The 19304-nt window shown below is 64.5% G+C and carries 20 protein-coding genes; 10 read left to right on the top strand and 10 right to left on the bottom strand.

What is annotated here, in order from left to right; genetic code table 11:
• The first annotated feature begins 47 nt into the window (after nt 1-47).
• Nucleotides 48-1496: a DEAD/DEAH box helicase gene (locus WJT74_RS02045; RefSeq protein WP_343346257.1), complete on the top strand. Its 1449-nt coding sequence runs from the start codon at nt 48-50 to the stop codon at nt 1494-1496.
• Here the strand turns inward: WJT74_RS02045 and tgt are convergent.
• Both tgt and WJT74_RS02035 read right to left on the bottom strand, forming a co-directional pair.
• On the bottom strand, nt 1493-2617 hold the full coding sequence (gene tgt, locus WJT74_RS02040) for a tRNA guanosine(34) transglycosylase Tgt (protein ID WP_343346255.1): 1125 nt from the start codon (nt 2615-2617) through the stop codon (nt 1493-1495). The genes WJT74_RS02045 and tgt overlap by 4 nt on opposite strands.
• A gap of 21 nt (nt 2618-2638) precedes the next feature.
• Nucleotides 2639-3544, bottom strand: coding sequence for a DUF481 domain-containing protein (locus WJT74_RS02035; protein ID WP_343346253.1), 906 nt, complete (start codon nt 3542-3544; stop codon nt 2639-2641).
• 107 nt (nt 3545-3651) lie between these two features.
• On the opposite strand from WJT74_RS02035, the gene lysM reads away from it, so the two are divergent.
• Nucleotides 3652-4089 (top strand): peptidoglycan-binding protein LysM, encoded by a 438-nt coding sequence (gene lysM / locus WJT74_RS02030; RefSeq protein ID WP_343346251.1) that lies wholly within the window; start codon nt 3652-3654, stop codon nt 4087-4089.
• Between the two features lie 7 nt (nt 4090-4096).
• Here the strand turns inward: lysM and queA are convergent, their stop codons facing one another.
• From queA to WJT74_RS01995, 7 genes are all read right to left on the bottom strand, one after another.
• Nucleotides 4097-5128 (bottom strand): tRNA preQ1(34) S-adenosylmethionine ribosyltransferase-isomerase QueA, encoded by a 1032-nt coding sequence (gene queA / locus WJT74_RS02025; protein ID WP_343346248.1) that lies wholly within the window; start codon nt 5126-5128, stop codon nt 4097-4099.
• Nucleotides 5128-5820: a peptidylprolyl isomerase gene (locus tag WJT74_RS02020; protein WP_343346246.1), complete on the bottom strand. Its 693-nt coding sequence runs from the start codon at nt 5818-5820 to the stop codon at nt 5128-5130. The genes queA and WJT74_RS02020 overlap by 1 nt, the downstream gene beginning before the upstream one ends.
• An 82-nt stretch (nt 5821-5902) precedes the next feature.
• On the bottom strand, nt 5903-6400 hold the full coding sequence (coaD, locus tag WJT74_RS02015; RefSeq protein WP_343346243.1) for a pantetheine-phosphate adenylyltransferase: 498 nt from the start codon (nt 6398-6400) through the stop codon (nt 5903-5905).
• Between the two features lie 3 nt (nt 6401-6403).
• Entirely contained in the window at nt 6404-7315 is a 912-nt protein-coding gene (locus WJT74_RS02010) for a polyprenyl synthetase family protein (protein WP_432215227.1), read from the bottom strand.
• A complete protein-coding gene (locus tag WJT74_RS02005) occupies nt 7305-7559 on the bottom strand; it encodes an exodeoxyribonuclease VII small subunit (protein WP_343346241.1) in 255 nt (84 codons plus the stop codon). The genes WJT74_RS02010 and WJT74_RS02005 overlap by 11 nt, the downstream gene beginning before the upstream one ends.
• A gap of 31 nt (nt 7560-7590) precedes the next feature.
• A complete protein-coding gene (locus WJT74_RS02000) occupies nt 7591-8274 on the bottom strand; it encodes a DUF1013 domain-containing protein (protein ID WP_343348248.1) in 684 nt (227 codons plus the stop codon).
• A gap of 129 nt (nt 8275-8403) precedes the next feature.
• Nucleotides 8404-9390, bottom strand: coding sequence for an NAD(P)H-quinone oxidoreductase (locus WJT74_RS01995; RefSeq protein ID WP_432215226.1), 987 nt, complete (start codon nt 9388-9390; stop codon nt 8404-8406).
• A gap of 68 nt (nt 9391-9458) precedes the next feature.
• Between WJT74_RS01995 and WJT74_RS01990 the strand changes: the two genes are divergently transcribed.
• The 4 genes from WJT74_RS01990 to WJT74_RS01975 all read left to right on the top strand — a co-directional run bounded on the left by WJT74_RS01990 (nt 9459) and on the right by WJT74_RS01975 (nt 14480).
• The gene (locus WJT74_RS01990) at nt 9459-9650 is read left to right on the top strand and encodes a DUF1192 domain-containing protein (RefSeq protein ID WP_343346239.1); all 192 of its coding nucleotides are present in this window, start codon (nt 9459-9461) and stop codon (nt 9648-9650) included.
• Nucleotides 9651-9739: 89 nt separating this feature from the next.
• Entirely contained in the window at nt 9740-12118 is a 2379-nt protein-coding gene (gene clpA, locus WJT74_RS01985; protein ID WP_343346237.1) for an ATP-dependent Clp protease ATP-binding subunit ClpA, read from the top strand.
• Between the two features lie 63 nt (nt 12119-12181).
• Nucleotides 12182-13825, top strand: coding sequence for a M28 family peptidase (locus WJT74_RS01980; protein ID WP_343346234.1), 1644 nt, complete (start codon nt 12182-12184; stop codon nt 13823-13825).
• A 31-nt stretch (nt 13826-13856) separates the two neighbouring features.
• Entirely contained in the window at nt 13857-14480 is a 624-nt protein-coding gene (locus WJT74_RS01975) for a glutathione S-transferase family protein (RefSeq protein ID WP_343346232.1), read from the top strand.
• A 208-nt stretch (nt 14481-14688) separates the two neighbouring features.
• On the opposite strand, the gene WJT74_RS01970 is transcribed toward WJT74_RS01975, so the two are convergent.
• Nucleotides 14689-15426 (bottom strand): Bax inhibitor-1/YccA family protein, encoded by a 738-nt coding sequence (locus tag WJT74_RS01970; protein ID WP_343346229.1) that lies wholly within the window; start codon nt 15424-15426, stop codon nt 14689-14691.
• 122 nt (nt 15427-15548) lie between these two features.
• Here WJT74_RS01970 and thpR point away from each other — a divergent pair, with 122 nt between their 5' ends.
• From thpR to WJT74_RS01950, 4 genes are read left to right on the top strand one after another with little or no spacing between them, the layout of a single operon-like run.
• Nucleotides 15549-16388 (top strand): RNA 2',3'-cyclic phosphodiesterase, encoded by an 840-nt coding sequence (thpR, locus tag WJT74_RS01965; protein ID WP_343346227.1) that lies wholly within the window; start codon nt 15549-15551, stop codon nt 16386-16388.
• Nucleotides 16389-16402: 14 nt separating this feature from the next.
• Nucleotides 16403-17473, top strand: coding sequence for a type III polyketide synthase (locus tag WJT74_RS01960; RefSeq protein WP_343348243.1), 1071 nt, complete (start codon nt 16403-16405; stop codon nt 17471-17473).
• Nucleotides 17463-18149 (top strand): methyltransferase domain-containing protein, encoded by a 687-nt coding sequence (locus WJT74_RS01955; RefSeq protein WP_343346225.1) that lies wholly within the window; start codon nt 17463-17465, stop codon nt 18147-18149. Before WJT74_RS01960 ends, WJT74_RS01955 begins: the two co-directional genes overlap by 11 nt.
• On the top strand, nt 18146-19222 hold the full coding sequence (locus tag WJT74_RS01950) for an NAD(P)/FAD-dependent oxidoreductase (protein ID WP_343346224.1): 1077 nt from the start codon (nt 18146-18148) through the stop codon (nt 19220-19222). The genes WJT74_RS01955 and WJT74_RS01950 overlap by 4 nt, the downstream gene beginning before the upstream one ends.
• Nucleotides 19223-19304 lie beyond the last annotated feature (82 nt).

Raw genomic sequence — 19304 nt, 5'->3', positions numbered from 1 at the left:
ATGGACGTGCGCCTTTCCCTTCCCTCCCGACGAACCGGAACGAATGAATGGGTTTTGCCGAACTCGGCCTCTCCGATGAACTCCTGAAAGCGATCGACGATTCTGGCTATACAGAGCCGACTCCGATCCAGAAGGGGACCATTCCGCCGGTATTGATGGGCAAGGACCTCATCGGCATCGCTCAGACAGGAACGGGCAAGACCGCCAGCTTCGTGCTGCCGATGATCGACGTGCTGGCGCAGGGACGCAGCCGCGCCCGCATGCCCCGTAGCCTCATTCTCGCCCCGACGCGCGAACTTGCGCAGCAGGTCAGCGAGAATTTCGACAAGTACGGCAAGTATCACAAGCTCTCGATGGTGCTGCTGATCGGCGGCGTGCAGATGGGCGATCAGATCAAGGCGCTGGATGGCGGGGTCGACGTGCTCATCGCGACACCGGGCCGCCTGCTCGACCTGTTCGAACGCGGCAAGATTCTGCTGACCGGTTGCGACCTGCTCGTCATCGACGAAGCGGACCGCATGCTCGACATGGGGTTCATTCCCGATATCGAGAGCATCTGTTCCAAGCTACCGAAGAATCGTCAGACGCTCCTGTTCAGCGCGACCATGCCGCCGCCGATCAAGAAGCTCGCGGACAAGTTTCTCAGCGATCCCAAGACAATCGAGGTGGCACGTGCCGCCAGTACCAACGAGAATATCGAGCAGATCCTCGTTCCTGTGGCCTCTGCGAAAAAGCGCGACAAGTTGCGCGACATCCTGCGCCAGGACGAGGTCGAAACGGCGATCGTCTTCTGCAATCGCAAGACCACGGTGCGCGAACTGGCGACCAGTCTTCGGCGCGGGCGGCTCCGGGTCGGCGAAATCCACGGCGACATGGACCAGTCCAACCGCATCGCCGAACTCGACCGTTTCCGGGCGGGCGAGATCAACATTCTGGTCGCGAGCGACGTCGCCGCCCGCGGCCTCGACATCAAGGGCGTGTCCACGGTCATCAACTTCGATGCCCCGTTCCATCCCGACGATTACGTCCATCGGATCGGCCGTACCGGTCGTGCCGGTGCGACGGGCACCGCCTACACGCTGGTAACCCGGGCGGACGAAGAGAATATCGATAATATCGAGAAGCTCACGAAGCAGAAGATCCGTCGTATCGGAGAGGACGAAAAGGTCCCGGTGCCGAAACAGGATGCCGTCGACGAGAGCGAGGACGAAGCTCCCGCGAAGAAGCCGGCTCGCCGCCCGAAGAAGGCGGCCGATGACGATACGAAGGACGAAAAGGGTCAGAAGGACGGCAAGAAGACCGACCGCAAGGCCAAGCGGGACACCGAGCGTAAACCTGCCTCGGATCGCAAGCCCGCGCGCAAATCCGCCGACAAGCCTGCTCCGAGCGAGCCGGAAGAGGACAGTTCGTCCTCCACCGCGCCCAGCGTCGTGCCGACCTACAATTCCGATTGGAACGGTCCGCTTCCCGACTTTCTTCAGAATAAGATCGGCTAGCTGCCCCGATAGCGGTCGAGTGCCGCAGCGGCGTGAGCGTCGAACCGCTGTTCGGCGATGGCCTCGCGCATGGCGCGCATCCAGTCCTGATAGAAGTGCAGATTGTGCCCCGTCATGAGCATCGCGCCGAGGATCTCGCCCGAACGCACGAGATGATGGACGTAGGCGCGGCTGAAGCCGGCGCAGGTGGGACAGCCGCAGTCCGCGTCGATGGGCGCCTGGTCTTCCGCGAACTTCGCGTTTCGGATGTTGATCGGCCCGTCGCGGGTGAAGGCCTGACCGGTGCGGCCCGATCGTGACGGCAGCACGCAATCGAACATGTCGATCCCCCGCCGAACCGCCTCGATCAGGTCGTCGGGCTTCCCGACACCCATGAGATAGCGCGGTTTGTCGGTAGGCAGCTGGTCAGGCGCGAAATCCAGGCAGGCCAGCATCGCTTCCTGCCCCTCGCCCACCGCAAGCCCGCCCACTGCATAGCCATCGAACCCGATATCGATCAGCGCATCTGCGCTCTCGCGGCGCAGCGTCTCGTCGAGAACACCCTGCTGGATACCGAAGATCGCCGCGCGGGTGGCATGTTCGCCGCCGCGATCGAACTCGTCGCGACTGCGTCTGGCCCAGGCGATCGAGCGGTCCATCGCCTCGCGCTGCTTGTCGGCACCGACGTCGGGACGGACGAGCTCGTCGAACTGCATGATGATGTCGCTGTCGAGCAACCGCTGCACTTCGATCGAGCGTTCCGGCGTCAGCAGGTGCCGCGAGCCGTCGAGATGGCTCTTGAACGTCACGCCTTCATCAGTGACCTTCGACAGGTCCGATAGGCTCATCACCTGATAGCCGCCGCTGTCGGTGAGGATCGGTTTGTCCCATCCCATGAAGTCGTGCAGCCCGCCGAGCCGAGCGACCCGCTCTGCACCGGGGCGCAGCATCAGGTGATAGGTATTGCCGAGCAGGATATCGGCACCGGTCGCCGCGACTTCGCCCGGACGCATTGCCTTGACGGTGGCGGCCGTGCCGACGGGCATGAAGGCGGGGGTCTGAATCGTCCCCCGCTGCATGGCGATCTGGCCGTGCCGCGCCTTGCCGTCGGTCGCGGAAACCTGGAATTCGAACCGTGTCATGGGCGAGCGGTTAGCGCGGACCTATTCGAAATCATAGACGAGCGTGATGCGGGTGAGCGTATCGGTCGCTTCCGCGCCGATCGGCGGCGACGTTTCATGATCGATCCGAAAGGCCACGCGAGCGAGCAAATTGCCCCCGAGGTCGGCCTCTAACCCCGTTTCCGAACGGAAGGTCGAGTTGCCCTCCGCGAAATAGGCGTCGGCATCCTGAGTGATCCCGAAGGTGTCGCTGATCTGCCAGTTTCCCGTCAGTGCGGCGAGAGCAGCGATCTGCTCGTCGCCCGGCGCGCCGATGCGGTTCGTGCGGCGATAGGCGGGGCCGCCCTTGATCGACAGCGACCGATCATCGGCATCGAAGATCCGATAGCCCGCCCCGGCCGATAGCGACAGGCGGCTGTCGATCCCCTGAAAGCGATCGCGCTCTCCCTGCACCAGGCCGTAGGCGAACAGTCGCTCGTTGATCTCGTAATTGGGTTCGTATCCTGCGAGAAACTGCTCGCGCGTCGTCGATCCCGCGCTTTCGCGATAGTCGACGTGCGCGTTGAAGTTGTGCCGCCAGTCGATGCCTTCGCGCACCAGTTTGACACCCGCCGACACGCCGGCTTCCTCGCTGGATCCGGTGGCGTAGAAGCCCCCCAACTCGCCACGCCCGGCCCAGTTCTCGACGAACGATGCCTCCCGCAGCGCTTCCCGCTCCGCCGCCGCCTGGGCTTCCGCGCGCTCGGCCAGTCGCGCGCGGGCACTCGTTTCCAGAACCGACAGCCGGTCGAGACGATCGGGATAGGATGCGCGGGCCAGTCCCATCACCGTGTCGAGGGCCGCGGCATCGCCCGTTTCCCCGGCCTGTTCGATGAGATCGGCAATCCCCTCAGGCAGCTCGGCGGGCTGGGCAGCCGCCAGCGCGGCGGCGATCATCGTCGTCATCATGGTGTTTCCCCTTCTCGCCGGCCCCATAGCCGCAAACGGGGCCTGGCGGAACGGGGGCCTTCGACCGTCCGTTCTTCGCGCAACAACCATCGATAAGGAGACGTGCAATGGGACTTTTCGACATTTTCAAGAAGGACAAGGGCAAGGAGCTTTTCCGCGAGGACAGCGCGGCGGAAGAGAAGGCCGAGCGCATTCGCGCCGAAATCGACCGCATGGGCCTCGAAGGCGACATCAAGGTGCGCGTCGACGGCGGCAAGGTGAAGATTTCCGGCAAGGTTCCCGATCAGGAAACCAAGGAGAAGCTGCTCGCCATCGCCGGCAACACCAAGCATATCGACAGCGTCGAGGACGACGACCTTGCCACCGACCGCCCGGGCAATGCGGCCAAATGGCACACGGTCGAAAGCGGCGACACATTGTCGGGCATCGCCAAGGAGCATTATGGCGACGCCAATGCCTACAACCGTATCTTCGAGGCCAACCAGCCGATGCTGGAAAGTCCCGACAAGATCTATCCCGGCCAGGTTCTCCGCATTCCGCAGTAACGCCCTTCTAGCGCGGCGGCAGGAGCAAGCTGCTGTCGCCGTAGCTGTAGAAACGATAGCCGCCTGCGATCGCATGATCGTAGGCGGCTTTCATTTGCGGCAGCCCCATCAGTGCGCTGACCAGCATGAAGAGTGTCGAGCGCGGCAGGTGAAAATTTGTCATCAGCCCCCCGACCGCGCGAAAGCGATAACCGGGAGTGATGAAGATGTCGGTGTCGGCGGCGAAGGGATGAATGACGCCGTCTTCGTCTGCCGCACTCTCGAGCAGACGCAGCGCCGTCGTCCCGACCGCGATCAGACGCCCCCCGTTCGCGCGGACGGCATTCAGACGCTCGGCCGTATCGGCGTCGATCCGTCCCCATTCCGCATGCATTCGATGATCCGCTATATCGTCGGCCTTCACGGGTAGAAAGGTGCCCGCACCGACGTGCAGCGTCAGCGTCTCGCGCGCGATGCCTCTCGCATCGATCGCCTCGATCAGCCGATCGGTAAAGTGCAAAGAGGCGGTGGGGGCCGCGACCGCGCCTTCCTCGCGCGCGAACATCGTTTGGTAATCGTCCGCGTCGGCTTCGTCGATCGCGCGCTTCGACGCGATGTAGGGCGGCAGCGGCATAGTGCCGGCGCGAGTCAGCAACAGTTCGACGGGATCCGTGCCTTCGAACGACAGGAGAATGCTTCCGTCCGCGCCGCGTTCGCCTGCGATGGCAGTGACATCCGCGGCGAAATCGATCCGGTCGCCTTCGCGAACTCGCTTGGCATTGCGCACGAAGGCACGCCAGTCGCGCGGTCCCTCTCGCTTGTGAAGCGTCGCGCCGATCTTCGCCTCGCCCCGCCGCCCCTCGAGCTGGGCGGGAATGACCTTGGTGTCGTTGAAGACGAGGCAATCGGCGGGATCGAGAAGATCGGGAAGGTCGAGGACCTGCCGGTCGGCGATGTCATCGCCATCGACCAGCAGCATGCGCGCCGCGTCCCGCGGGCGGACGGGACGAAGCGCGATACGGTCCTGGGGAAGATCGAAGTCGAACGCGTCGACCTTCATCAGTCCTGCCGGCTGGCTTCCGTGATCGCGTCGGTCGCCATCGGCGCCGCGGGGACCGGGCCGCCGAGGCGCGCGCTGACGATCCGAGTCGGATTTTCCGGCGGCTCGCCGACCGCAACCGTGTCGACCGTATTCATCCCGCGGACGACGCGGCCCAGAACGGTATATTCCCCGTCGATACCGAAGCGCGGAGCGAACATGATGTAGAACTGGCTGTTAGCCGTATTCTCGGCCGCGGTTTTCTGTTCCTCGGTCGCATTCTCGGGCGCACCCTCGCGCGCCATCGCGAACGCGCCGCGCAGATGCGGCAGGCGATTGAATTCGGCCGGCAAATCGGGAAGCTGGCTGTTGCCTGCTCCGGTACCCGTCGGATCGCCGCCCTGAGCCATGAAGCCCGGGATCACGCGGTGAAAGGTAAGACCGTCGTAGAAGCCCGAGGCCACCAAAGTCTGGACGCGGTGGACGTGCAGCGGCGCGGCGTCGGGGCGAAGCTGGATTTCCACGATCCCACCGTTGTCGAGCGTCATCGTCACGCGATTGGCGGGGTCGTTGGCAATCTCCGGCGGGACGACCGCATGGGTAAGGCTCGGCATAGCCGAACGATACTTGCCGCGATCCTGCGCGGCGGCAGGCGTGGCGACGAGCGTCAGCGCCACGGCGGCGAACAGGGTTTTCCCGAAACTTTTGAACATGTTGATCCTCATTTGACCGGTCGGCCCCGTCTCTAGCGGGTTGGTGCGCTTGTTGCCAAGCATTTGCTGAACGCGGGCTGGCTCAGCGATGCTCTGCCTCCACCTTCACCGCCACGGCGTCGGCGACGGCGGGCGTGACGAACTTGTCGATGGGGCCGTCGTAACGGGCGATCTCCTTGACCAGCCGCGAGGCGATCGGCTGCAGCGACACATCGGCCATCAGGAAGACGGTCTCGATATCATCGTCGATCTGCTGGTTCATCCCCGCCATCTGATACTCATATTCGAAATCGGCGACCGCGCGCAGACCTCGAACGACCACATTCGCCCCCACCTCGCGCGCGAAATGCATCAGCAGCGCATTGAAGCTCACGACCTCGATCACGCCCTCGATATCGCTCGTCTCCGCCTCGACCATCGCCATCCGTTCGTCGAGATCGAACATCGGCGACTTGGACGGATTGGTCGTCACCCCGATCACCAGCTTGTCGACCAGCCGCGCAGCACGGCGGATGATGTCGAGATGCCCCAGCGTGATGGGGTCGAAGGTGCCGGGGTAAAGACCGATGCGCTGGGTCATGGTTTAGCGATCCCTTTCGATCGAATAGCGGGCGATCGCGCGGAGAAGGTCGGCTTCCCCGCCATGATGGGCGAGATGCTCGTTGGCCTGTTCGACCAGCATCGCCGCCTGTTCGCGGGCGCGCTGTTCGCCCATTAGCGAGACGAACGTGGCCTTGCCCGCATCCTCGTCTTTCTTGAGACGCTTGCCCGCCTTGGTTTCGTCGCCATCGACGTCGAGCAGGTCGTCGGCGATCTGGAAGGCGAGGCCGACGTTGCGGGCATAGCCGCGATACGGAATGCGCAGCCCCTCCCCGACCTGGCCGAGGATGCAGGCTGCTTCGACCGCATATTCAATCAGCGCGCCGGTCTTCAGTTGCTGGAGCCGGGTGATCGAATCGAGGTCGAGCGGTTCGGCTTTCTCGGCTTCAAGGTCCATGACCTGTCCGCCCGCCATTCCGTCCGGCCCCGCGGCCTTTGCCAGTTCGGCGATGAGATCGACGCGAACCTGCGCCTCGGGATGCGTGGCCTCGTGCGCGAGCAGCGCGAAGGCGAGGTCATGAAGGCTGTCCCCCGCCAGCACCGCGATCGCCTCGTCATAGGCCTTGTGCAACGTCGGCTTGCCGCGGCGAAGGTCATCGTCGTCCATGCAGGGCAGGTCATCGTGGATCAGCGAATAGACGTGGATCGCCTCGATCGCTGCGCCGACCCGCAGCACGCGTTCATCGGATAGGTTGAACAAGCGTCCCGCCGCCCGCACCAGCAGCGGGCGCATGCGCTTTCCACCGTCGATGGCGGCATGGCGCATCGCTTCGTAGAGGGGGTCGCGGCTGTCGCCGGGGCTGGCGAGCAAGGCGGCGAACAGCGCGTCCACGTCCTTCGCCGCGGCGCGCGCCTCGGCCATCAGGTCGGGGGCGACCACGCGCTCAGCCTGCATCGAAAGGCTGGGTGCCGGTCGGCTTTCCATCGGAGTCGCGGCTGATCTTCTCGATCCGCTCGCGCGCGTCCGCCAGCCGTGCCTCGCAATGCGCCTTCAAGGCCTCGCCGCGCTGGAACAGCTCGATCGACTTGTCGAGTTTCTCGTCGCCCGCTTCGAGCGTGCGGACGATCGTTTCCAGTTCGCTCAGCGCCTCCTCGAAACCCATCGAGGCAATATCGGGACGGGGTGCGGGGTCGGTCATGGCGTGGTCCTGCATGCTGCGCCGGAAGACATCAACGCTTGAACGGGTCCTTGATGCCCGGAACGATCTCGGGGACGCCGTCGTCGCCCGCTTCTTCCGCCGCCAGCGCGGCCTCGGCATCCGCAGCCTGCTGCTGGCGCTCCTTGCGCAATTCGTCGATGAGCGCGGCGCGATCGTCGTCGATGTTCGCATCGGGAGCCGGAGCTTCGGTGCCTGCCGCCTTCTGCGCCTTGGCGACCGCGGCGTCGAGTTCGCGCTGCGTGGTCAGGCCAAGCGTCACCGGATCCTTGGCCTGAATGTTGGACATGTTCCAGTGCGAGCGATCGCGGATGGCGTTGATCGTCGTGCGCGTCGTGCCGATCAGCTTGCCGATCTGGCCGTCGCTCACCTCGGGATGGTTCTTGATGATCCAAGCGATGCCGTCGGGCTTGTCCTGCCGCTTCGACACCGGGGTATAGCGCGGGCCCTTGGTGCGGGTGATCGCCTCGGGCGCCTTGTGCATCTTAAGCACGTGGTCGCTGTCGGCCTGACCCTTCTCGATCTCCTCGTGCGTCAGTTCGCCCGCGCGAACGGGGTCGCGTCCCGTCAGCTTGGTCGCGCTGGTCTCGTCGGCGATCGCCTGGACCTCGAGGATGTGCAGCCCGCAGAATTCGGCGATCTGTGTGAAGCCCAGCGACGTGTTCTCGACCAGCCAGCTGGCGGTCGCATGGGGCATGAGGGGCTTGGGTTGTTCGGCCATTTTCGGCTCCCGTAGAAACAAGTGAGGCCGCCCCTTTTCGGAGCGGCCGGAATATGGAACCCGATCTACGCGCTCGCGCCCCGTCGATCAAGCGGCAGCTTTTTTTCAGGGGATGAGGACGATCTTTCCGACATGTTCGCCCGCCTGCATCCGCGCATGGGCGTCGGCCGCGTCGGCGAGGGGAAACGCCTCGTCCATCACCGGTCTCAGTCGCCCACCCTCGACGAAGCCCCAGGCCGTGCTGCGCAATTCGTCGGCGACCATCGTCTTGAAACGCACCGATCGCGCGCGCAGCGTCGATCCGGTCAGCGTCAGGCGGCGTCGCATGATCTTTGGAATCGGCAGCGTCCCTTCGGCCCCCCTCTGGAAGGCGATCGACACATGGCGCCCTTCGTCGGCAAGGCAGTCGAGATTGCGCGCTATATAGTCGCCGCCGACCATGTCGAGCACCACGTCCACCCCGCGCCCTTCGGTCATGTCCTTCACCTCGGCGGCGAAATCCTCGGTCTTGTAATTGATCGCACGGTCGGCGCCGATCCGTTCCGCCGCGGCGCATTTCTCGTCTGATCCGCATGTCACGATGATGGTGATGTCATAAAGGTTGCACAGCTTGATCGCGGTCGTGCCGATGCCGCTGGTCCCCCCGTGGACGAGCACGGTGTCGCCCTCCGCCGCAAAACCGCGTTCGAAAAGATTGGACCAGACGGTGAAGAGCGTTTCGGGCATCGCCGCCGCCTCTGCCAGCGTCAGCGCCTCGGGCACGGGGAGCAACGTTCCCACGGGGGCGACGCAATAATCGGCATAGCCGCCGCCCGCAACCAGCGCGCAGACGCGGCGCCCTACCCATGCTCCGCCCCCCTCGCCCGCCGCGACGACCTCGCCCGCGCATTCGAGACCCAAGATGTCGCTCGCTCCTTCGGGCGGAGGATAGTGGCCATTTGCCTGGAGCAGGTCGGGACGGTTCACCCCCGCGGCGGCGACACGGATGAGAACCTCGTCGGGACCGGGTTCGGGCATCGGCCGTTCGACCATTTCCAGCGTGCCCGCCTCGGGCGCGACGATGCCACGCATCGTGGTAGGAAGTTGGTTCATCGTGTCGGCCCCCGGATCAATCGGCGGTCATATTGACTCAGGGCTATGGCGGGTCAACGATGTTCGACATGGACGACGAAGACGATTTCAAACCCGGCGAGCCGATCGTCGAACTGGGTCGCCAGGATCTCGATCCCTTGAGCGTCGAGGAACTGGAAGCGCGGATCCGGCGGCTGAAGGCGGAGATCGACCGGACCGAGGCCCACATGACGGGTAAGTCGAGCCACATGTCGGCGGCGGACGCCCTGTTCCGCAAATGACGTTCAGGAACCGTCCGTCATGGCCTGCCTAGGACCGTCTTGAAGAGGCCCTTCCCAACCCTCATCTTGTTGGGACAAGGAGAAAATTCATGCCAAGTTTTGCCCGCGAACTCGAACAGACGCTGCACAATGCGCTGGGCGAGGCGAGCAAGCGTCGCCACGAATATGCGACGCTCGAACATCTGTTGATCGCGCTGGTCGACGACAATCACGCCGCCGAAGTGATGACTAAATGCGGCGTCGATCGCGACGAATTGCGCGCCACCGTGAAGCAGTATCTCGATGCCGAACTGGGTGCCTTGGTGAGCGACAGTGCCACCGACCCCAACCCGACGAGCGGGTTCCAGCGCGTCGTCCAGCGCGCGATCCTGCACGTCCAGTCCTCGGGCCGCGACGAAGTGACCGGCGCGAATTTGCTCGTCGCGCTATTTTCCGAGCGCGAGAGCTATGCCGTCTATTTCCTGCAGCAGCAGGACATGAGCCGTCTCGACGCGGTCACCTTCATCTCGCACGGCGTCGGCAAGGCCGAGGGATCGGGCGCGGGCGATCCGAACGACGAGGACGGTGACGAGGGCGGGCCGACCGAGAGCGAACAGGCCAAGGGCGGCAAGAAGGAAAGCGCGCTCCAGCAGTTCACCGTAGACCTCAATCAGCGGGCAAAGGACGGCAAGATCGACCCGCTGATCGGACGCGGTCCCGAAGTCGACCGGACGGTGCAGATCCTGTGCCGCCGCTCGAAGAACAACCCGCTCTACGTGGGCGATCCCGGCGTCGGGAAAACCGCGATCGCCGAGGGCCTGGCCCGCAAGATCGTCGAGGGCGACGTCCCCGAAGTGCTGCGCGAAGCGGTGATCTACTCGCTCGACATGGGCGCACTTCTCGCCGGCACGCGCTATCGCGGCGATTTCGAGGAGCGGTTGAAGCAGGTCGTTTCTGAGCTCGAGAAGCTTCCGAATGCGGTGCTGTTCATTGACGAGATCCACACCGTCATCGGCGCGGGCGCTACCAGCGGCGGAGCGATGGATGCGTCGAATCTGCTCAAGCCGGCGCTGTCGTCCGGCGCGATCCGTTGCATCGGCTCCACGACCTACAAGGAATTCCGCAATCACTTCGAAAAGGACCGTGCGCTGTTGCGGCGGTTCCAGAAGATTGACGTCAACGAACCGACAATCGATGAGACGGTGCAGATCTTGATGGGCCTGCGCTCAAATTTCGAGGAGCATCACAAGGTCCGCTACCTCCCCGACGCCATCAAGTCGGCAGTCGAACTGTCGGATCGCTACATCAACGACCGAAAGCTGCCCGACAAGGCAATCGACGTGGTCGACGAAGTGGGCGCGATGCAGATGCTGAAGGCGCCCTCGAAGCGCAAGAAGACGATTTCGGTGAAGGACATCGAAGCCGTCGTCGCGACGATGGCCCGCATTCCGCCGAAATCGGTTTCGACCGACGACAAGCGCACGCTGGAAAAGCTCGAGCAGGACCTGAAGCGCGTCGTGTTCGGACAGGATCTTGCGATCGAGAAACTGTCGAGCGCGATCAAGCTCTCCCGCGCTGGCCTGCGCGACCCTGACAAGCCAATCGGCAACTATCTCTTCTCCGGCCCCACGGGCGTCGGGAAGACCGAGGTGGCGCGCCAGCTCGCGAGCATCATGGGCATTCCGCTGCAACGCTTCGACATGTCGGAATATATGGAGCGTCATGCCATCAGTCGCCTGATCGGCGCTCCTCCGGGCTATGTCGGCTACGACCAAGGAGGCCTGCTGACCGACGCGGTCGACCAGAACCCGCACAGCGTCCTGCTTCTGGACGAGATCGAGAAGGCGCACCCCGACCTGTTCAACATCCTGCTCCAGGTGATGGACAACGGAAAGCTCACCGATCACCACGGCAAGACCGTCGACTTCCGCAACACCATCCTGATCATGACCACCAATGCCGGCGCCGCCGACATGGCGCGCGAGAGTATCGGGTTCGGCAATATCACGCGCGAAGACGTGCAGGACGATGCGATCCGCAAGATGTTCACGCCCGAATTCCGCAACCGTCTCGATGCGGTGGTGCCGTTCGGCTATCTCCCCCCGGCGGTGGTCAAGCGGGTCGTCGACAAGTTCATCCTGCAGCTCGAAATGCAGCTAGAAGATCGCAACGTGTCGATCGATCTCGACCAGGCCGCGCGCGACTGGCTGGTGTCGAAGGGCTATGACAAACTGTACGGCGCCCGTCCGATGGGCCGTTTGATCCAGGAAAAGATCAAGCAACCGCTGGCCGAGGAACTGCTGTTCGGCAAACTGGTCGATGGCGGCGAGGTCAAGGTCCACATGAAGGAGGGTCAGCCCGCCTTCGAGATCGTGCCCAAGCCACCCAAGAAGAAGCGCAAGCCCGTCGCGAAGAAGAAGCCGGCGGCGAAGAAGAAGGAACCGGCCAAGAAGGCCGACACGACTTCGGACGACAACAAGGCCGAGTAGGCTTTCCACCGTCATCGACGACGCTATGGTCGGGTCACACCATTGATCAGGAGTGACCCGACCATGATGCGTTTCCTTCTCGGCGCCAGCGCCCTCTCCCTTATCGCCACTCCCGTCCAGGCGCAGGATTTCTCCGCCGAACGGATTTCTCATCACGTCCGCACCCTGTCGGACGACTGGTTCGAGGGACGCGCTCCCGGCACCCCCGGCGAGGAAAAGACGGTTGCCTATTTGTCGGGCGCGATGGCCGCCGCCGGGCTTCAGCCCGGCGGTGACGTTCGTGCGGACGGGACGCGCGCGTGGACGCAGGATGTCGTGCTGTTCCGCTCGAACATGGTCGATGATCCGGTCCTGATGCTCAACATGGCCGGTGAGAGCATCCCGATGATCCAGAACAAGGATCTTGCCGTCCGCGCGCCGGTCAACGGCATGGCACAGGTCCAGATCGACGATGCGCCGCTGGTGTTCGTCGGCTACGGCACCCACGCTCCCGAGCGCGACTGGTCGGACTTCAAGGATGTCGACCTGACCGGCAAGATCATGGTCGCCCTGGTCAACGATCCGGATTTCGAGGGCGGCGAAGGCGACTTCGGCGGCGATGCCATGACCTATTACGGCCGCTGGACCTACAAGTTCGAAGAAGCGGCACGGCGCGGCGCGGCCGGTGTTCTCGTTATCCATGAGACCGAGCCGGCGAGCTATCCGTGGGGAGTCATCTCGGTCAACAACGACCAGACGCGCGACATCGTGCGTCAGGATCCCGGCGCCTATCACACCGGATTGCAGGGATGGATGCATCTCGACGTGGCGAAGCGGCTTTTCGAGGCAGCCGGCACCACTTATGCGGATGCCAAGAAGGCGGCGCAGCGCAAGAATTTCACACCGATGGAGTTGGACGCGACCCTCGATGCCACGATCCTTGCCCAGCTCGACGAATTCTCGGCCAAGAACGTGGTGGGGATGGTGCCGGGCGACGAGCGGGCCGACGAATATGTCCTCTTCACCGCGCACCACGATCATCTCGGGGTGGGCGAGCCTGACGAGGACGGCGATTCCATCTACAACGGCGCGCTCGACAATGCGACGGGCACCGCAATGCTCCTCGAAATGGGGCGCGCATTCGTGGAGACGGGCGGGACCGACCGCAGCCTCGTTTTCCTCGCCGTCGCTGCAGAAGAAGGCGGCCTGCTCGGCTCGCGCTATTATGCCGCCAACCCGCTCTATCCGCTCGCCAGGACGGCCGGCGTTCTCAATACCGACAGCCCCGGCGTGTTCGGCCCGGCCGGCGATTTCTCCATCGCGGGAACGGCTCGCTTGGGTCTTCTCGATCTGATGATCGAGGAAGGGTCGAAGCAGGAGCGCAGTTTCACGCCCGATCCCAACCCCGCCTCGGGCGGATTCTACCGCTCCGACCATTTCCCCTTTGCGCAGGCCGGCGTTCCGGCGGTCAGCTTCAAGTCGGGGGTCGAACTGATGGAGGGCGGCGCCGAACGGTCGCGCGAGATCGCGGAGGCCTATACCGCGAACCACTACCACCAGCAGAGCGACGAATGGTCGGCAGACTGGAACTTCGACGGCATCGTGCGCGATGCCGAGCTTCTCTACGCGGTCGCCAGCCGGTTGGGGAACGAGGACATCTGGCCCAACTGGAGCCAAGACAGCGAATTCCGCGCGCTTCGCGACGAGAGCGCGAGCGAGCGAGACTGAGCGTTCGTAGGACTGAAGGGACAGAGGCAAGATGAGTATCACATTCTACACCAACCCAATGAGCCGCGGGCAGATCGTCCGCTGGGCGCTGCACGAAGTCGACGCCGACTACGAACATCGCATCGTCGGCTATGGCGATGAGATGAGGGGCGACTACAAGCGCGCCGTCAATCCGATGGCCAAGGTGCCCGCGATCGATCACGACGGCCGGATCGTTACGGAGTGCGCAGGCATATGCGCCTATCTCGCCGATGTCTTCTCCGACGCCGATCTCGGCCCGCGCGACGACGAGCGAGCCGACTACTACCGCTGGATGTTCTTCGCAGCGGGTCCGGTCGAGGCGGCGGTGACCAACCGCTCGATGGGCTTCGACGTCGTCGATCCGGAAAAGCAGGGCATGGTAGGATACGGCAGCTACGACCGAATGGTCGAGACGCTCGACGGCTTCCTCGCGAAGAGCGAATATGTGTGCGGCGATCGCTTCACGATGGCCGACGTCTATCTCGGCGCGCAGGTCATCTGGGGCACGCAGTTCGAGACGCTTCCCAAGCACGACAGCCTGCTTGCCTACGCGGAACGCCTGACCGCTCGCGACGCCTATCGAGCCGCCAAGGCTATCGACGCCGAACTCATGGAGAAGATGGGGTCCGCCTGACGGTCGCTACGTCGCGCGGCGGGACTCTGCGGTCGATCCGATCGATCGTCTTCTCGCAGGGCTCTTCTACCGGCGTCGAGATCGCGGCCGCAGCGGCAAGAACGGGGAGGCATCTGCAGCACTCCTGTCGCCGGTTGGAGGCACGAAAAAAGGGCCCGGCGGTCGCCCGCCAGGCCCTTCCTGTCACGCCGAAGCGATAAGGTCCGTTCTATTCGCGCCCGCCCATGAAGGTGAGCAGGAACTGGAACATGTTGATGAAGTCGAGATAGAGCATCAGCGCGCCCATCGTGATGGCGCGGCGCGTATCGTCGGCACTATGCGCGACGTGGGCGTAAATGCTCTTGATCTTCTGCGTGTCGTACGCCGTCAGTCCGGCAAAGATCAGCACGCCGATCGCCGAGATGGCGAAGTCGAGCGCGGCACTCTGCAGGAAGAGATTGAAGACGATCGCCACGATCAGACCGACCACGCCCATGATGAGGAACGTGCCCCAGCCGGACAGGTCCTTCTTGGTCGTGTAACCCCACAGCGACAGCGAGCCGAAGGCCACCGCGGTCGCGAAGAAGGTCTGCGCGATCGAGACGCCCGAATAGATGAGCGGGATGACCGACATGGAGACGCCCATGACGGTGGCGAACGCCCAGAAGGTCGTGCGCTGTGCGCCCGTGCTCATCTTCTGCCAGCGGAAACCGAGGATCACGACGAACGCCAGCGGCGCCAGCGCGAACACGATGCCCAGACCGGAAGACCAGAGCGAAGCGGCAATGCCGCTCATCGCCAGCCCGAGGGCCACGATCCCGGTCCACAAAACGCCCGAACCCATGAGATTGTAGACGCTGAGCATGTAGCTGCGCAGCCCCACATCGCGCGCGGCGCGCGGCACGCTGGTCGTGGTGCCGGGCGTAAAGCTCCCGAACTGCGTGCGATTGTCGTACTTGTCGGCCATTTTTCTCCTCTCCGTCCTGCACATGGCAAGACGCGTTTTGCCTATGCGGACAATATCGGGGCAGTCCGCTCTTATTTCAAGCAAAACCGGACCTCGCTCCGGCCTGTTTTCGTTGAACGGCCATGAAACGGGAAACGCTGGAGAAACGGTGGTCCGAACTTACCCGCGAGGAACTGCCTGCGTGCGCCGCCGAACGCGGCTGGCCGATCCGCTTCGACCATTGTTTCCAGCGCGTCCTGCTCGACAATGCTGTCGGGACTTCTGGCGATCCGAAATCGCACCGCCAGCCTATCGAAATGCCGACGAGGGAACGCTCCGTTGCGCGGTCGCGCTCGGCGAGGAGGTGCTGGCCGGGACAGCGGATCTTGCCGCCCTCGAGCGCCAATCGCTCGCGTGGCGCGGCAAGGCCCGCTGAACGCATGCGCCTGTTCGTCGCCTTTGCCTGTCCGGAACCCCTCGTCGACACGCTCGCCCCGGCGATGGAGGGCGGACCGCCCAACTTGCGGTGGATGCCGGAAGAGCAACTGCACTGCACGCTCCGCTTCATCGGTGAGGTCGGGCGGCACGAGGCCGAGGATATTGCGGAATCGTTATCCGCGATACACTCCCCATCGCTCGACGTTCGGGTCGCCGGCGTCGGGCAGTTCGAGAAACGCCGCGGCGGCGCGTTATGGGCCCGACTGGCCCCCAAGGCACCGCTTGAAGCGCTGCATGACAAGATCGACCGCGCGATCCAGCGGTGCGGGCTTCCCCCCGAACGCCGCGCCTATCTGCCGCACGTGACGTTGGCGCGATGGTCGGGTGGCTCGATCGACGCCCGTGCCTGGGCCGAACGATGGGCGGGCCTCGAAAGCGCATCGGTTCCCGTCGACGGCTTCGACCTCGTTCAAAGCAGGCTGTTTCGCGACGGGCCGCAACACGAGACCATTGCCTCGGTAGCGCTGGGCGCCCACCCTTCCTAAAGCGTCTCGGACGCATCGTTCCCGAAAGGCAGTCCCTGGCCACCATCGTCTCCATCGCCACCGCCGTACCGGCGACCGATTTTCACGCCGACTATCGACGATGGGCGGAAGAACGGCTCGCGGACCCGCGCGAACGCAAACTGTTCGCGCGGATGGCCGATCGCGCGGGGATCGAGCATCGCTGGTCGGTCCTCGGGCAGGACGATGCCAAACTCGATCGCGGGTCCGGCTTCTATTCGGCCGCCCCGCCCACCACCGCCGAGCGAATGTCGATCTACGAGCGCGAAGCACCCGAACTGGCACTCGCCGCCATCGGAAAACTGTCGGAGGTCGGGGCCATCACCCACCTAGTCGTCGCCAGCTGCACCGGCTTTGTCGCCCCCGGGATCGACCAGATCATCGCCCGTCGGCTCGACCTCTCGCCGCGGATCGAGCGGACGTTCATCGGGTTCATGGGCTGTTATGCCGCCGCAACCGCGCTGCGAACGGCGCGGCACATCGTCCGGTCCGAACCGTCGGCACGGGTCCTCGTGGTGACGGTGGAACTGTCCAGCCTCCACCACCGCGATACCGACATGATCGAGCCGCTGCTGGCGGGGGCACTGTTCGGAGACGGGGCGGCGGCAGCGATCGTGACGGGCGATGGCACGGGGCTTACACTCGGTCCCGGCATCTCCGCCGCTCTCGAGGACAGCGGCGATCTCATCACCTGGGACATCGGCGACCACGGTTTCATCATGCACCTGTCTGGCGAGGTTCCCTCGCGCCTCGCCGCCGCGCTGGATCGGTCTGAGGTTCGCGACCAGATTTTCGGCGATCGCAATCCCGCTGTTATCGATGCCTTCGCGGTTCACGCGGGCGGTCGCTCGATCCTCGATGCGGTCGAAAAGGGTCTCGCGCTCGACCCTTCGGCGCTCCGGGCCTCGCGACAGGTACTCGCGGACTTCGGCAACATGTCGTCCTCGACGCTGATGTTCGTGCTCGCCGCCCTGTTCGACCGTCGACCGGCACAGGGCATCGCGCTGGCGTTCGGGCCGGGCCTGGCGATGGAAGGGTTCTCGTTCGGCTGGTCCGATGCTGGCTGAACGGCGTATCGCCGAGGAGCGGATGGACGATCCGGATCTCGATCCGACAATCTATCGCGACGTCGTCCACGACCTTGCGAAGGTGAATACGGTCACGCTGGCCCGGCGGCCCACGCTGGGCTTTCTCGGCCGCGCGCTCGGTAGCCGCCGCACTTTCCGGCTTCTGGACGTGGGGTTCGGCGACGGAGACATGCTTCGTGCGATCGCAGCCTGGTCGCGCAAGCGAGGAATGAAGGCAGACCTCGTCGGTATCGATCTCAATCCGCGAAGTCTCGCCGCGGCCGAGGATGTAACCGCGGCGAGCGATGCTATCGACTATCGCACCGGCGATTATGCCGACTTGGCGAATGAACCGTTCGATTTCATCATTTCCAGTCTTGTCGCGCATCACATGAGCCGCGAGCAACTGGTCTCATTCCTGCGTTTCATGCACGAAAACGCGCGGCTCGGCTGGTTCGTCAACGACCTCCACCGCCACGGCGCCGCCTATCTCGGCTGGCCGCTGCTGGCACGGCTGATGCGCTGGCATCCCATCGTTCGACACGACGGCCATGTCTCGATCGCGCGCTCTTTCCGACGAGAAGATTGGGACGCTCTGCTCGCCGACGCCGGGGTCCACGGCGCGCGCGTCGAACGGCGCTTTCCGTTTCGGCTCTGCGTCGGCAAGACACGATGACGAGGCGGCCGATCATCATCGGCGCCGGTCCGGCCGGGTGTGCCGCCGCCATTGACCTTTCTCGCGGAGGCGCGACCCCGCTTCTGATCGACCGCGATGCCACCGCAGGAGACCCCATCTGCGGCGGCTTCCTGAGTTGGCAGACCGCTTCTCGGCTACGCACTCTTGGCTTTGACCCCCTCGACGCCGGAGCGCCCGAGGTTCGCCGGCTTGCATTGTTTGCGGGTCGCTCGATGGCGGAAGCGACCCTCCCCGCTCCCGGATACGGCCTGTCGCGACAGACGATGGACGGCCGACTCCGCGAATTGGCTATCGCGCAGGGCGTGCCGTTCCAGGTGGATCGCATCCGGACCGTGACACCGGGGCGTGTCGAGGGCGAAACGGCGACCTACGATGGCGACGCGATTTTCCTCGCGACGGGGAAAACCGACGTCCGCGGGATTGGTCGCGCACGCGACGCAGACGATCCCGCGCTCGGCCTGCGCATCCACTGTCGCGCAACCGATAAGCTCGCCCGACTGGTCTCGGATGGAATCGAACTGCATCTCTTCGCGGGGGGCTACGCAGGCATCGTCCTTCAGGAAAACGGCCGCGCGAACATCTGTCTCGCGCTGCGAAAGTCGCTGCTTTTGGAAGCCGGCGGCAATCCCCGATCGCTTCTCGACCGACTGGCAGAGAACTCGCCCCGCTTCGCCGATCGCTTGGCCGAAGTCCCTTTCGACGTCGCAATCGATACCATTGCCGCGGTCCCTTACGGCTGGCGCGCCCGCGATACGGAACCGGGACTTTTCCGCCTCGGGGACCAGGCCGCCGTCATCCCCTCGCTGGCGGGGGAGGGCATGGGGATCGCGCTCGCCAGCGCACGAATGGCATCGGATTTCTATCGCGTTGGCGGCGTCGCGGCAGCTTCGTCCTACCAGCGCCGCTTCTTCACCCGCTCGCGCCGTCCCGTGGCCGCGGCGGAACTGCTCTGGAAATTGGGAGAAACGGAGCTGGGAGCCCGCCTGCTCCGACGCGCTACCTCCACGGTTCCCGCCCTCGCCCACCTCGCGATGCGGCTCAGCCGGATCTGACCGTTCCGACCGGACGTGCCGATGCCTTGATCGTCGGCGCGCGGAACCCACATCGGGGCTTGGCCCGTTGGCCTCACATGCG

It is taken from the genome of Sphingomicrobium sp. XHP0239, assembly GCF_039555325.1.
Classification (GTDB): domain Bacteria; phylum Pseudomonadota; class Alphaproteobacteria; order Sphingomonadales; family Sphingomonadaceae; genus Sphingomicrobium; species Sphingomicrobium maritimum.
This window is presented reverse-complemented; position numbering and strand designations above follow the sequence as displayed.